Here is a 14,506-nt window from a genome sequence, read left to right as displayed (position 1 = left end):
GCTCGCTCAGGCGCGCGCCACAAAGCGCATCGATGCCGAATTCATGCAATAACGCAGACCGGTAGGCCTGGGGCCGTCATCGAATACATGGCCCAGATGGGCGTCGCACAGGCTGCAAGACAGCGCGGTGCGTCGCATGCCGAAGCTGTGGTCGGTCTCCGACGTCACGTTGGTCGCCGAAATCGGCTGCCAGAAGCTGGGCCAGCCGGTGCCCGACTCAAATTTGGTGCGCGAGTCGAACAAGGCCGTATCACAGCAGATGCAACGGTACAGACCGTCCTTGTGATTGTCCCAGTCCTTGCCGGTGAAAGGCCGTTCGGTGCCGGCCTTGCGTGCGACCAGATAGGAAATTTCGGACAACTGCTTGCGCCACTCGGCATCGGCTTTTTGCACGCGCGGCAGGCGGGTCGATTTTTCCAGCTTGCCGGCGGCGGAGAACAGATCGATCGCCACCTCGGCACCGCTCCCCGACGGCACGGTCGGCGCCGCCACGGCGCGCAGACCCGAAGCTCCCAGAACCAGCGTGCCCAGCCCCAGTGTGACGATCAGGCGGCGCTGCCTGAGCACCGGTGTGACGCCCGCTGCGAATTGCTTGCTGCGCTGTATGCTCATGTGTTCTCCCATGTGAAAGTGAATGCCGCTCGCTATTCCGTTCCTGCCCCGCATCGGCATGCACATGCGCCGATGCCGGACCGCTTTGCGCGCCAGCGGTCAACATCTGGTCCGGCCTGCATGCGGTGACGCACAACCTGCATTGGTCGGATGTCGCTGGCTGGCATTACAAGTATTTTGGAGCGCAGCGACATCTACCGACTCAGCGGTAAAAACTGACAGCCTGTCTGAATCTGCCGAACAGAATAGTGTGCGTGGCACGGCCGGCGAATGACAATCGGATGACAATTTTGTCATCCGCCGCATTGTGCGGGAGAGAAGGGATGGCGCGAACGAGCCAGAATCAGCTCGAAATCAGGCCAACATCGGGCCAGAACGCGAAACGACAGAGAGATGGCGGGCAGCGAAAAGACTCACCGCCCCCGGACACATCAGCGCGCGCTCATGCCGGGCTCACTTGCCGCAGGCACCTGCATCCAAAGGCTTGCCGTGTTTAAAGCAGGTCTTGCTGGCCTGACCGTCCTTGTAGGCAAGCGTGCTGCCATCCGGATTTCCCTTGGCGTCTTGCTGCTCTACCGACACCAGCGCGGTGCCGATGTAGAAGGATTTTTCAAGGCGCTTGCCGGCGACCGGACGTTTCAGGAAATACTTCTGGGCGCCGTCCGCCAGCAAAACCGTGGCGCTGGTGATGAAGGCGCCGGCTGGTTTTTCCGCACTGGCAGTGACCGAGAGCAGCTTGGCGGCATCGGCCACATCGCTGGCTTTGCGTACCTCCAGCCGATGCTTCAGCTTGCCTTTGCGCAAGGTCGCGGTCACCTTGCCCAATTCTCGTTCACTGTTCTCAAAACCCGGACCCCATGCCTTGCGCGTGGCTTCATAGACGAATTCGACTTTGCCGTCGAGCTTGCCGTTCTTGCAGGCGGCGCTGATCGGGTGAATCACGACATCGCTATAGGCATGTCCGAATTCCTTACCGCCGGCCGAGGATTTGTAATCGGTGATGCCGGCCAGCGCATTCAACTGGACCGCATCGATCTTGCAAGGCCAATCGCCTTTTGCTGCGTCGGATTTGAAATAGCTGTCGCCTGCCGTGGCGTAGGTCTGATATTCAGCGTTCGCTTCTTTCAGCAGGGCTGCTTGCGCGGCATCCTTGAGTTCCGGCAAGGCCAGCGTTTCCGCCTGCGCATTGACCGCAAAGGCCGCCCCCAGAATCAATGCCATCACGCCGGCGCGTGCCGCAACGCTTGTACGATACCTCTCCATTCGGTTTCCCCTTGCCCTGTGTTTGTTGGATGGCCTGTCGTCTTGCCGGCATCGATTCTATCTCTGAGCAGCGGCAATACCCAACAGAAAACAAGAGCAGACGAACCAGCGCCAGACAGCAGATTCCCTCCGGCAACTTTAGACTCGGTCAAGTTTGTCATCGCCCGCGTGTCTCTCTTGTCAATGCGCTGTCTGTTGAAGCTTGTTATTGCGTTTGCCCGGCAAGATCGCCCGCGACCGTGCTGCTGTTTTTTTGGTGGGAGAAAAAGAAAACCGCTGTTTTCCTATCTACACCCGCCCGGCAAATGCCGTGGGGCTAAAGGAAAACAGCGGCTATGTGCAACAGCATGAAGCAACACGCAACTGTGCGCGGCGGCTGGTCGCCGTCGCTACAGGCGAGGTCTGAACATCAGACGATACCGCTGCCGCTGGCGCCGGCCACCGGTGGACGTTCCTTCGCCTTGTGGTCGCGATAAGTGCTGGCGCGATAGCAGGCGACCGGATCGGCCGCACCGCCGGCACGCACGCGCGCCATGGCCAGAATCGGACCGACATCAGTGCGAAATGCCTGCTTGAGCGTCTGCGCCGCCATCAGGGCATCGTTCTCTTGCTGGTGGTGGGCCAGCGCGTCGGTGTCGACCAGCGCAGCCTGGATGTAAGCGCGTTGCACCTCAATCGCGCTGCTCATGAGACTCTCCACCGGATCGGTGACATTGTGTGACTGATCCAGCATGTAAGTGGGATTGAATGCAGCGCCGTCGCGCGCGACGCCGTCACGCAGTTCATTGAACACCAGGAACAGCTGGAAGGGATTGATGCTGCCCGAATCCAGATCGTCGTCTCCGTACTTGCTGTCGTTGAAGTGGAAACCGCCGAGCTTGCCGAACTGCGCCAGGCGCGCCACGATCATTTCGATATTGGTATTCGGCGCATGATGACCGAGATCCACCAGACATTTGGCCTTGGGCCCGAGTTCAGTCGCGCAGGCAAAGCTGGTGCCCCAGTCGGCGATGGTGGTGGCGTAGAAAGCCGGTTCAAACAATTTATGTTCGATGTAGATCAGCCAGTCGGACGGCAGAGCGGCATAGATTTCACGCATGCTCGACAGGTAGCGCTCCAGTGCCCCGCGCAAATTATGCTGGCCGGGAAAATTGGCGCCGTCGCCCAGCCACACGGTCAAGCCTTTTGAACCCAGTGTGTTGCCCAGTTCCACGCAGTCGATATTGTGAGCGATGGCCTGCGCACGCACTGCAGCGTCTTGCGCGGTCAGACTGCCGTACTTGTAGCTGAGCGGCTGACCGGCGGCGTTCTGAAAGGTGTTGGAATTGACGCTGTCGAAATGCAGGCCACGTGCGTTGGCGATCTCGCGCAACGCGCGCGGATCCTGGGTGCGATCCCAGGGAAAATGCAAGGACACGCCGGGGGTGACGCGCGTGAGCTGATGGACGGTCGCGCAGTCGTCGATCTTTTCAAACACATTGCGCGGCTCGCCTTGCCCCGGGAAACGCGCAAAGCGGGTGCCGCCGGTGCCGACGCCCCAGCTCGGCAGCGCCACCGAAAAGCCGCCGGCCTGCGTGGTGAGCGCTTCGATGTCGCGGCCCCGACGTTGCAGCACGCCGGCCAGTGCGTCGTAGTCGGCTTGCAGTTGGGCGAGCGAGCGGGCGTTTTCCTGTGCGACGAAATCGCGGGGAATGAGGTAGGTCATGATGTCTCCTGATAGATAGCGCGGTCATTTGGCCGGGCCTTATTTTCTGGATGCGGCTGATCAGCCGGAAGTGAGTAGATCATTTTCTGATGAAATCAGAAGGCGGGAGCCGGGCTACGGATATCTATCGTTCAGACCCGGACTCCTCGCCGGCCATCGTCCAGCATTGGCGATGGCCGGCGCTTGCAAACTAATACAGCGTTTAAACCGATGAACTAAAGATGCTGCGGCAATCAGCGCGTGAACGCCGCAGCATTGCCGGCATCCACATTGAGAATGTTGCCGGTGCTCTTGGCCGATTTCTCACTGACGAAAAAGTACACCGCCTCAGCGATATCTTCGGGCAGCACGCTGCGTTTGAGCAAGCTGCGCTGGCGATAGAACTCTTCGATGTTGTCGGAATCGATCTTGTTGGAGGCAGCGCGCTCTTCCTTCCACTTGCCGTCCCAGATGCGCGAGCCGCGAATCACCGCGTCGGGATTGACCACGTTCACACGAATGCCGTGCGGCGCACCTTCAAGCGCAATGCAACGCGCCAGATGGATTTCCGCCGCCTTGGCGGTGCAGTAGGCGGAAGCGCCGGCCGATGCCACCAGACCGTTCTTGCTGGCGACGAACACGATGCTGCCGCCCAGACTCTGCGCCGTCATGCTGCGGAAGGCGCTGCGGCTGATCAGGAAATAGCCGGTCGCCAGCACCGACATATTGCGTTGCCAGACTTCCAGGCTGGTGTCTTCCAGCGGTGAGGCTGAGGCAATGCCGGCATTGGATACCAGCAGATCGATGCCGCCGAAACGCAGTGCCACGCTGTTGATCACATGCTCGACATCCTGTTCGCTGGTGATATCGGCACGCACCACACCGATGGCATCCGGGCCGCCCTGCTTGAGCAGACTCTGATACGCGCTGTCGATGGCGGACTGATCGATGTCGGTCAGCATGACGCAGGCGCCCTCCGCCAGCAGCTGGCGCGCCACGGCCTGACCGATGCCGCCGCCACCGCCGGTCACCAGCGCCACCCGTCCGGCCAGACTCTTGGGCTTGGGCATGCGTTGCAGCTTGGCTTCTTCCAGCAACCAGTATTCGATGTCGAACGCCTCTTGCTCGGGCAGGCCGATGTAAGTATCGACACCGTTGGCGCCGCGCATGACATTGATGGCGTTGACATAGAACTCGCCGGCGATGCGCGCGGTCGCCTTGTCCTTGGCGAAGGACAGCATGCCGACCCCGGGAATCAGGTAGATCACCGGATTGGCATCGCGCATGGCCGGACTGTCGGCACGGCGGCATCGCTGATAGTAGGAGCTGTAATCCTGCCGGTAGTTTTCCAATGCCTGATCCAGGCCCTCCACCAGACGATCGAAATCTATGGCATCTGGCGAAAAATCCAGCACCAGCGGGCGAATCTTGGTGCGCAGGAAATGGTCGGGACAGGAGGTACCAAGCGCGGCCAGAGAGACGAGATCCCGGCTGCAGACGAATTCCAGCACGGCCGGGCTGTCATCGAAATGGCCCAGTTTGAATTCCTGCTGGCTGATCTTGCCGCGTAACAGCGGCATCAGCCGCGCCGCCACGGCGGCGCGCTCCTTCGCTTGCAGGGCTGCATGCTGCCTGCCGCCGAAGGCCGGCGCGCGGCTATTGGCATTGAGCCATTCATCGGCGCGGCGGATGATGTCCAGCGTGGTTTCGTAGCAGGACTTCGCGGTATCGCCCCAGGTGAAGAGGCCATGGCCTTCCAGCACGATGCCTTTGAGCGCCGGATTTTCAGTGGCCATTTTTTCCAGCTTCAATCCCAGATCGTAGCCGGGACGCTGCCACGGTAGCCAGCCGAGTTCACCGCCGAAGATGCTGGCGGTCAGTGCTTCGCTGTTTTTGCAGGCGGCGATGGCAATCACCGCATCGGGATGCATGTGATCCACATGTGCACGTGGAATATACGCGTGCAGCGGCGTATCGATACTGGCGGCGCGCGTATTGAGGTTGAAGGTGCAATGCGGCAGATAACCGACCATTTCATCTTCATGCGCCAGTCCGCGATAGCGGCCCTTGAGCGCCTGCAGCTTGTCCATGTACAGCGTCGAAAATCCATCCAGCCTGATGCTGCCGAGATCGCCGCCCGAGCCCTTGACCCATAGCACCTCCGCGCGCTCGCCGGTGAGCGGATCCTGCATGCTGATCTTGGCCGAGGTATTGCCGCCGCCGAAATTGGTGATGGCCTTGTCGGCCCCCAGCAGATTGGAACGGTACAGCAGCAGATGTGCTTCATCCAGCGTGGCGGCGTGGGCATCGTCCCAGGCAGAGGCGATGCGCGACTTGCCGCTCTGCGGTGTGACGGCGTCGGCGATATCTGAAAGAAAAGCGGTAGTCATTGGGTCTCCGATTCTGATTTTTGAATGCGCTCCGGCCGTGGTCGTCGCAGGCCTGAACAATTTCTGCAGCCGACGTCCGGCTGGCAGTGACAGCACGGGATCAAGTAGAAAACAGCTACCAATCAGAGTCAATCGATCTCCGATCAACTTTGTGATTGTTTATGAAGTAATCATCAAGTTGATTGATTGCCGATTGACTTGTTTTTCGTCGATCGCTTAGTCTTGCTGCATAACGAAAGCGCTGAACACGATGCTGCGGCAATGACCGCGCCTTTCAGCGCAATAGCATGGAGACAAGCATGATCAACCACAAACGCCGCAAGCGTATGTTGAGTCTGTTGACTGAACATGCCAGCGCCAGCGTCGAGCAACTGGGCCAGTGGCTCAATGCATCGCCGGCGACGGTAAGGCGTGACATTTCCTGGCTGGCCGAACGCAATATGCTGCAGCGCATTCGCGGCGGGGCGGAACGGCTGGCGCCCAAGCGCAACCCGTTTTCTCTTTCCGGCGAGACCTTTCAGACCAGCCTGGCGCGCTTTCCAGAACACAAGCGCGCCATCGCCCGGCATGCGGCCGGCATGTGCGAAGACGGTGAGACCATCATCATCAACGGCGGCACCACCACCTTCATGATGGCCGAGTTCCTGGCGCACAAACAGCTCAAGATCCTGACCAATTCCTTTCTGATGGCGGAGCGTCTGCTCACCACCAGCGCCAATCAGATCATCGTGCCCGGCGGTCAGGTGTATCGCGAACAGAACGTCATCCTCAGCCCCTTCGACAACGACATTACGCAGCACCACTACGCAGGCAAGATGTTCATGGGCGTCTACGGCCTGTCAATGCTGGGCTTGATGGAAGTCGACCCGCTATTGATCCAAGCGGAGAAGCGCCTGCTGAGCCAGGCCGAGGAATTGATCGTGCTGGTCGACAGCTCCAAGTTCTCGCGCAAGGCGGGCCTCATCCTGTGCGGTCTGAGTCGCGTCAACTGTCTGATCACCGACACCGATGTCAGCGATGCCGCCGTACAAATGATGGAGCAGGCCGGCATACGCGTGATGACGGTTGCACCCGAGCTGGAAGCCGTGCTGGAAGACTAAGCTCTCCCGACATTTTTCAGGCCTTTGCGCACGCCATGCATGGCCGTATCAGAAGTAAGAGCACCGCCGCCAGCCGGCGAACTCACCGGCAGTGCCGGTCAGTCCTGCCCGACGGCACCCATAAGAACGCATAACAACGCATAACAACGCACAGAAGCAAAACCTATAAAAAGGAGACATCGCATGAACAGCAGAAAATCTGCCGCAAACGGTTTGCGCAACAGCGTGGCGGCCATGGCGCTGGCCGCATTCGGCATGACAATGATGGCAACGTCGAGCACGGCCTCGGCGGCCGACAAGGTGCGCATTGCCATGGTGGTCAAGAGTCTCGGCAATGGTTTCTTTGATGCCGCGCATGAAGGCGCCAGGGAAGCGGCGAAGCAACTGGGCGACGTCGACATCATCTATACCGGCCCGACCACACCCACCGCCGAAGGCCAGATTGAAATCGTCAATTCGCTGATCAGCCAGAAGGTGGACGCGATCGTGATCTCGGCCAATGATGCAAGCGCGCTGGTGCCTATCACCAAGAAGGCCATGCAGCGCGGCATCAAGGTATTGTCCTTCGACAGCGGTATCGCACGCGCCGGCCGGCTGATGCAACTCAATCCGTCCAACGCTGAGCTGATCGGCGTCAAGCAGATTCAGATGGCCTCGGATGCCATCGGCGGCGCCGGCGAGATTGCGATTCTGTCAGCCACGGCGCAGGCCACCAATCAGAACATCTGGATCGGCGAGATGAAAAAGGCGCTGACCAGGCCTGAGTTTTCCAAGATCAGACTGATCGCCACGGTCTACGGCGACGATCAATCCGACAAGAGCTACCGCGAAGCAATCGGCCTGCTACGCAGCAATCCCAATCTGAAAGCCATCATTGCGCCGACTACGGTCGGCATCAATGCCGCCGGCAAGGCAGTGGTCGATGAAAAGCTGGTCGGCAAGGTCTACGTGACCGGACTCGGCCTGCCTTCGGAAATGGCGGGCCACGTCAAGAGCGGCGCAGTGAAGAGCTTCGCCATCTGGAACCCGATCGACCTCGGTTATGCAGTGACCTACGCTGCGTACCAATTCGTCAAGGGCAAGGCGCAAGGGAAGGATGGCGAAAGCATCAGCGTCGGCCGCATGGGGTCGATCAAACTCGATGCTGAGGGCGAAGCAGCGCTGGCGCCGCCGTTCACCTACGACGCCGGCAATGTCGATAAATTCGCCAGGATTTTCTGATGCATCCGCCACGCCTGAATCATTGAAAGACAAGCGCTGCGCACGCGGCTTTCTCTTGCGCAGCGCCTCAGACAACTGGCAGGCGCTACTTTCGCATAGCGACCGCGCCGCCGTCTGACTGTTTCGAATCTTACGAATGAATCGCCATGTCCATATCCGTCATGCCTGTTCCAGGCGCATTGCAGCCGCCGCTGGCGCCCGCCCCCGCATTCACGCCTGAAGTTCTGGAGTTTCCTGCATCGGCGTCCGCAGCCATGGCGCCGGTACTCGAATTGTCCGGCATCGGCAAACGCTTTCAGGGCATCGTGGCGCTCCGGGATGTCGGCTTTTCGGTAAGACCGGGCGAAGTGATGGCCTTGCTCGGCGAGAACGGCGCCGGCAAATCGACGCTGGTCAAAATCCTCACCGGCATCCATCGCCCTGACGAAGGCGTGATCCGGCTGGCCGGACAGGCGGTGTCGTTCGCCACGCCGCAGGCTGCGATGCAGGCCGGCATCACGGCCGTACATCAGGAAACCGTGATGTTTGAAGAACTGACCGTAGCCGAGAACATCTGCATCGGGCGTCAGCCATTGTGCGGTCTGCCGCCGCGTATCGACTGGCGCCGCATGGAAGAAGAGGCCAGACAATTGTTTGCGCGGCTGGAAGTCGATCTGCCGGTACAGGCGCGCGTCAAGGACCTGAGCGTGGCGCAACGACACTTCGTGGAGATTGCGCGCGCCTTGTCGCAGCGCGCCCAAGTGGTGATCATGGATGAGCCGACCGCCGCCCTGTCGCAACGCGAGATCCGCGAACTGTATCGCATCATCGCCCAGCTGCGTGCGGCCGGCACGGCGGTGATTTTCATCTCTCACAAATTCGATGAGATCTTCGCCGTGGCCGATCGCTATACCGTGTTGCGCGATGGCCGCTTCATCGCCGCCGGTGCGCTGGCCGATATCAGCGAACCGCAGCTGGTGGCCTTGATGGTGGGCCGCGAAGTCGGTCAGGTCTTCCCCCATCACGGGCAGACGCCGGAGACCGCTGGCGCACCGGTACTCGAAGTTGAAAATTTCTCGCATCCGACGGAATTTCACGAAGTCAGTTTCTCGCTGCGACGCGGTGAAGTCATCGGCTTCTACGGCCTGGTCGGCGCCGGCCGCTCGGAACTGATGCAGGCGCTGTTCGGCCTGTCGCCGGCCGCGCACGGCAAGGTGCTGATCGACGGCAAACCCATCCACGTCAACTCACCGGCCGAGGCGATTGCGCACGGCATCGCCTATGTGCCGGAAGACCGTCAGCATCAAGGCGCCCTGCTTTCGCTGCCGATCTTTCAGAACATCACTTTGCCTATCCTGTCGGGCATCGGTTTCTTCCTGCGCCGCCATCGCCGCCGCGAGCTTGACATCGCGCGCCGTCTCAGCGAACAGCTGGAACTCAAGGCCACGCATTTCCATCAGCAGGTGGCCCAGCTCTCGGGCGGCAATCAGCAAAAGGTGGTGCTGGCCAAATGGCTGGCCACCAATCCGCGCGTCATCATTCTGGACGAACCGACCAAGGGCATAGACATCGGTTCCAAGGCGGCCGTGCATCGTTTCATCAGCGAACTGGTGCAGCAGGGCCTGGCGGTGATTCTGGTGTCGTCGGAATTGCCGGAAGTGCTGGGCATGGCCGACCGCGTGGTGGTGATGCATCAGGGCACGGTGCAGAAAGTGTTCAGCCGCGCAGAGGCGACCCCGGAACTGCTGGTGGCGGCAGCATCAGGCAACCTTCCGTCCGCCACCGGCTCAGACCCGATCAACAGCGACAAGGAAACGATGTCATGCCACTGAAGCCGCTCCTTCCTCAAAAAATGGCGCCCGCCGGTCTACTGACGCGCCGGCGCGAACCGCTGCTGGCGGCGCTGATCGCGGTACTGATTTTGCTGGTGGGCTGGCGCGCCCCGTCCTTCCTGACGACGCGCAGCATGGACAATCTGCTCACCGACAGCGCCGTACTGATCATGCTGGCGCTGACGCAGATGCTGGTGATCGTGACGCGCGGCGTCGATCTCTCGGTGGCGTCCAATCTGGCGCTGTCGGGCATGATGTCGGCGCTGCTGGCGATGCATTTTCCGCAGTTGCCGGTGGCGGTGGTGATCGCCGCCGCGCTGTGCATCGGCCTGGCGCTGGGCCTGATCAACGGCTGGCTGATCGGCTATCTGTCGTTGCCGCCCATCGTCGTCACGCTGGGCAGCATGAGTGTGTATCGCGGCCTGGTGTTCGTGCTATCCGGCGGCGCCTGGGTATCGTCGCGCAACATGCCGGCCGATTTCATCGCCTTCCCGCTGGCGCGCCTGGGCGGCCTGACGCATCTGGTCTGGCTGGCGGCGCTGGCGGTGGCGGTGCTGTGGTATGCGGCGCGCCACACGCGATTCGGACGTGATCTGTATGCGATCGGCAATGATCCGGTCGCGGCGGGATACGTCGGCATCGCTGCACCGCAACGGCTGTTCTGGACCTATGGTCTGTCCGGCGCAATGGCCGGCCTGTGCGGTTACCTGTGGGTGGCGCGTTACGCGGTCGCCTATACCGAAATCGCCTACGGTTTCGAACTGACCGTGATCGCCGCCTGTGTCATCGGCGGCATCAGCATCGCCGGCGGCGTCGGCAATATCAGCGGCGCGGTGCTGGGCGCGCTGTTTCTGGCGGTGATCAACAACGCGCTGCCGATGGTGCAGATCTCACCGTTCTGGCAAAGCGCGCTGACCGGGCTGGTGATTCTTTCGGCCGTCATCATCAATGCGCGCGGCGAAAAGAAGCGCCACAAGCAAATCCTGCCTTTGCATTTTCAAGCCGATACGGCGCACGTCGCAAGGAGCGCACCATGAGCAGCATCACCGATACCGCATCCGCCAAAGCAGCCACAAATACAGCCACGACCGCGCCCCGCACTTCGCGCTATCAGATCAGCGAGCGCGGCAGCTTCCGCGCGGCCGATCTGCTGCGTCATTGGGAGACGCTGCTCGGCCTGTTGCTGATTGCCGTGTTCTGCATCAACTGCCTGCTGCTGCCGCATTTCTTCGACCTCACCAATCTGGCCGACAGCACCTTCAACTTCAGCGAAAAGGCCTTGATCGCCCTGCCGATGGCCTTGCTCATCATCTGCCGTGAAATCGACATTTCGGTCTCCGCCATCATCGCGCTGTCGTCAGTCACCATGGGTCTGGCCAATCACTATGGCGTGCCGGCTTATGGCCTGTTCTTCGTCGGCATAGCCACCGGCGTCGCCTGCGGTCTGCTCAACGGTCTGCTGGTCACGCGCTTTGCGCTGCCCTCCATCGTCGTCACGATAGGTTCGATGTCGCTGTTTCGCGGTCTGGCCAGCGTGGTGCTGGGCGATCAGGCCTTCACCAACTATCCCGAACTGCTGAGCGACTGGGGCCAGGGCTATTTCTTCGATGTGCTGCCGCGACCGTTTGCGGTGCTGATCGTGGCCGCTGCGGTGTTCGCGTTGCTGCTGCACGGCACGACCTGGGGCCGGCGCATCTACGCCATCGGCAACAACCCGGTGGCGGCGCGCTTCTCGGGCATCGCGGTCGACCGCTACCGGCTGATGCTGTTCGTGCTGACCGGCGCCATGGCCGGCCTCGCCGCCTGCCTGCTGACCGGCCGCATTGGCAGCACACGTCCCAACATTGCGCTGGGCTGGGAACTGGAAATCATCACCGTCGTCATCCTCGGCGGCGTCAGCATTGCCGGCGGCGCCGGCACTATGGGCGGCGTGCTGCTGGCCATACTGACGCTGGGCATGGTGACCTATGGCCTGGCGCTGGCCAACATCCCCGGCATCATCATGACCATCGTGGTCGGTGTGCTGTTGCTGACCACCATCGCGGCACCGCGTCTGCTGCGCGGCAAGAGCAGCCGCTGAACATGGAACAGATCGCCTTCACCCTGCAGCTCAAGGCCGGTTACGCCGATGAATATCGGCGCCGCCACGATGCGCTGTGGCCGGAACTGGCCGAGCTGCTCCACGCCACCGGCATCCGCGACTACAGCATCTTTCTGGAACCGGACAGCGGCAAGCTGTTCGGCGTGCTGCGGCGACTGCCGGGCCACCGCATGGAGCAGCTGCCTGCGCATCCGGTCATGCAACGCTGGTGGCGTTACATGGCTGATCTGATGGAGGCCGGCAAAGATTTCCAGCCCGTTTCAGTCGAGCTGCGCCCCATGTTTCATCTGCCCTGAATCCTCGCGCTTCCTCTTTTCAGGAAACCGTTTCATGATCGACGCCCTTGCCGTCTTCGATATCGGAAAAACCAATATCAAACTGAGTCTGGTCGATGCACAGGGCCGCGAACTGGCCGTACGACGCCGCCCTAATGAAGTCGCCCGGCACGGTCTGTATCCGCATCACGATGTCGATGCGATCGAAACCTGGTTGCTGGCCAAACTGCGCGAACTGGCGCAGCTGGCGCATATCAGCGCCATTGTCCCGGTCACGCACGGCGCCACCGCGGCGCTGGTTGATGAGCATGAACTGGTCTTGCCGATCATGGATTACGAACAGGCGCTGCCGCTGGCAACGTTGGCCCCGATGCAATACGACGCGCTACGCCCGCCGTTTTCCGCCACCTGCTCGCCGGCGCTGGGACTCGGCCTCAATCTGGGACGCCAGTTGCACTGGCAACAGCAGGCCTATCCTGAAGCTTTCGCGCGTGCGCGCCATCTGCTGATGTATCCGCAGTACTGGGCCTGGCGCCTGAGCGGCGTGGCGGCGGCGGAAGTCACCTCGCTCGGTTGCCATACCGATCTGTGGCAACCGTCGACGGCACGCTATTCCTCGCTGGTGGAACGCTGCGGCTGGCAGGCGCTGATGCCGCCGCTGCAATCGGCCTGGTCGACGCTCGGCAATCTGCGCCCGGCGCTTGCGCTCTGCACCGGCCTGCCGCCCGACTGCCAGATCCTGTGCGGCGTGCACGACAGCAATGCCTCGCTGCTGCGTTATCTGGAACGCGATCAGGACAGTCCGCGCGTTGTGCTGTCGACCGGCACCTGGATCATCGCCGCCGCGCTGGATGCCCCCATCGATCGGCTGCAGGAAGAGAGCGACATGCTGACCAACGTCAACGTGCTGAATCAGCCGGTGGCCTGCATGCGCTTCATGGGCGGACGTGAATTCGGAGAACTGGCAGGCGCCGCGCCGGAGGTATGCAGCAGCGACGATCTGCAGGCCTTGATCGACAGCGGCAGCATGGCGCTGCCCAGTTTCGCCAGCTGCGGCGGCCCTTTCTTCGGACGCCATGGCAGTCTGGCCGGCGCCGCGCCGACCAGCGCCGCCGGCCGCTATGCACTGGCGAGCTTGTATTGCGCACTGATGACAGATTATTGCCTGGAGCAGTTGCAGGCCACCGGCGCCATTGTGGTGGAAGGCAGTTTCACGACCAATCCGCATTTCGCCGCGTTACTGTCAGCTCTGGACGAACAACGCAGCGTCTACTGTTCGCAAGACAGCAGCGGCACCACCACCGGCGGCTGGATGCTGCGTCACTGGCATGACCCGCACACGCGCACACGGCTCAACCAGCCTGTGCTGGTGCCGCCGGCACAATTACGCGGATGGAAGGAATACCGGCAGGCCTGGCGCAACGCCGTCAACGACATGCTGGAGCCGGCACCGACCATCTGGTGCTGCGCGCAAAAACGGGGCGAAGCGATAACGCCGGGCTAAGAAAAGGGAAGTACGGGCGGAAGAGCTGCACTGCTGACGTCGGCGCGCTTCCACCTTTGCCTGAAGGTCGGATCATTGCCCCGCAGGCACCACCCGCCATTGCAGCCAGTAAGGAAAACGCCACTCCGCCACCAGGGCATCGGCGTGTTTCTGCAGTTGCAGCTGCTCTTCGGGCAGCAGACTTTGGAACGCCTGCGGGTCTACCGCATTCGGCCATGCGCGAAATGGTTTTTCCGCGGCGACGGCAGCTTGCGGACAATCGAGCCAGCCGCTTCTGCGGCCCAGGACGTTCTCGACTCTTCTTGCCATGTCATCTCTGACCGGAATTCTGCCGCTCAGGAGCTTGAACAGATAATTGGACGACAGCGCTTCGTCGCTGCCGAAGCGGTCTTTATATTTCGCCAGGAATAAATCCGAGCTGCCCAGCGCATCGATTCCTCGTTGAAAATTCTGACAGCGCATAAACAGGAGAGAAGCCATCGCGTCACCTTTGGCAAATGGACCGGGATTTCGAAGCTTCATTATCACTGCAAGCCGGCGCGCAA

At 61.3% G+C, this 14,506-nt stretch carries 13 protein-coding genes; 8 read left to right on the top strand and 5 right to left on the bottom strand.

What is annotated here, in order from left to right:
• Positions 1–6: 6 nt before the first annotated feature.
• Positions 7–402 (bottom strand): peptide-methionine (R)-S-oxide reductase MsrB, encoded by a 396-nt coding sequence (gene msrB, locus PQR62_RS07115; RefSeq protein ID WP_408156870.1) that lies wholly within the window; start codon positions 400–402, stop codon positions 7–9.
• 663 nt (positions 403–1,065) lie between these two features.
• Positions 1,066–1,875: a hypothetical protein gene (locus tag PQR62_RS07110; protein WP_408156239.1), complete on the bottom strand. Its 810-nt coding sequence runs from the start codon at positions 1,873–1,875 to the stop codon at positions 1,066–1,068.
• A 208-nt stretch (positions 1,876–2,083) separates the two neighbouring features.
• Between PQR62_RS07110 and PQR62_RS07105 the strand changes: the two genes are divergently transcribed.
• Complete coding sequence (locus tag PQR62_RS07105) at positions 2,084–2,281, top strand: hypothetical protein (protein WP_408156237.1); 198 nt, start codon at positions 2,084–2,086, stop codon at positions 2,279–2,281.
• 3 nt (positions 2,282–2,284) lie between these two features.
• Here the strand turns inward: PQR62_RS07105 and rhaI are convergent, their stop codons facing one another.
• Both rhaI and PQR62_RS07095 read right to left on the bottom strand, forming a co-directional pair.
• On the bottom strand, positions 2,285–3,580 hold the full coding sequence (rhaI, locus tag PQR62_RS07100) for an L-rhamnose catabolism isomerase (protein WP_408156235.1): 1,296 nt from the start codon (positions 3,578–3,580) through the stop codon (positions 2,285–2,287).
• Between the two features lie 233 nt (positions 3,581–3,813).
• On the bottom strand, positions 3,814–5,949 hold the full coding sequence (locus tag PQR62_RS07095) for a bifunctional rhamnulose-1-phosphate aldolase/short-chain dehydrogenase (protein WP_408156233.1): 2,136 nt from the start codon (positions 5,947–5,949) through the stop codon (positions 3,814–3,816).
• 299 nt (positions 5,950–6,248) lie between these two features.
• Here PQR62_RS07095 and PQR62_RS07090 point away from each other — a divergent pair, with 299 nt between their 5' ends.
• From PQR62_RS07090 to PQR62_RS07060, 7 genes are all read left to right on the top strand, one after another.
• Positions 6,249–7,049 carry a DeoR/GlpR family DNA-binding transcription regulator gene (locus PQR62_RS07090; protein WP_408156231.1) on the top strand — a complete coding sequence of 267 codons (801 nt, stop codon included), beginning with the start codon at positions 6,249–6,251 and terminating at the stop codon, positions 7,047–7,049.
• Between the two features lie 183 nt (positions 7,050–7,232).
• Positions 7,233–8,270: a rhamnose ABC transporter substrate-binding protein gene (rhaS, locus tag PQR62_RS07085; protein ID WP_408156229.1), complete on the top strand. Its 1,038-nt coding sequence runs from the start codon at positions 7,233–7,235 to the stop codon at positions 8,268–8,270.
• 146 nt (positions 8,271–8,416) lie between these two features.
• Positions 8,417–10,081 (top strand): sugar ABC transporter ATP-binding protein, encoded by a 1,665-nt coding sequence (locus tag PQR62_RS07080; protein ID WP_408156226.1) that lies wholly within the window; start codon positions 8,417–8,419, stop codon positions 10,079–10,081.
• Positions 10,072–11,118, top strand: a complete 1,047-nt coding sequence (locus PQR62_RS07075) for an ABC transporter permease (RefSeq protein WP_408156224.1) — start codon at positions 10,072–10,074, stop codon at positions 11,116–11,118. The genes PQR62_RS07080 and PQR62_RS07075 overlap by 10 nt, the downstream gene beginning before the upstream one ends.
• Positions 11,115–12,161, top strand: a complete 1,047-nt coding sequence (locus PQR62_RS07070; protein WP_408156222.1) for an ABC transporter permease — start codon at positions 11,115–11,117, stop codon at positions 12,159–12,161. The genes PQR62_RS07075 and PQR62_RS07070 overlap by 4 nt, the downstream gene beginning before the upstream one ends.
• A 2-nt stretch (positions 12,162–12,163) precedes the next feature.
• Positions 12,164–12,478 (top strand): L-rhamnose mutarotase, encoded by a 315-nt coding sequence (locus PQR62_RS07065; RefSeq protein ID WP_408156221.1) that lies wholly within the window; start codon positions 12,164–12,166, stop codon positions 12,476–12,478.
• A gap of 34 nt (positions 12,479–12,512) precedes the next feature.
• Positions 12,513–13,961, top strand: coding sequence for an FGGY-family carbohydrate kinase (locus PQR62_RS07060; RefSeq protein WP_408156219.1), 1,449 nt, complete (start codon positions 12,513–12,515; stop codon positions 13,959–13,961).
• 72 nt (positions 13,962–14,033) lie between these two features.
• Here the strand turns inward: PQR62_RS07060 and PQR62_RS07055 are convergent, their stop codons facing one another.
• Positions 14,034–14,483: a hypothetical protein gene (locus tag PQR62_RS07055; RefSeq protein ID WP_408156217.1), complete on the bottom strand. Its 450-nt coding sequence runs from the start codon at positions 14,481–14,483 to the stop codon at positions 14,034–14,036.
• Between the last annotated feature and the right edge of the window lie 23 nt (positions 14,484–14,506).

Origin of the sequence: Herbaspirillum lusitanum (assembly GCF_046025995.1) — a bacterium.
In the GTDB taxonomy this organism is placed as follows: Bacteria; Pseudomonadota; Gammaproteobacteria; order Burkholderiales; family Burkholderiaceae_D; genus Herbaspirillum; species Herbaspirillum lusitanum_A.
Note: the sequence above shows the minus strand (reverse complement) of the source record. Positions and strands in the feature narration are given on the sequence as shown.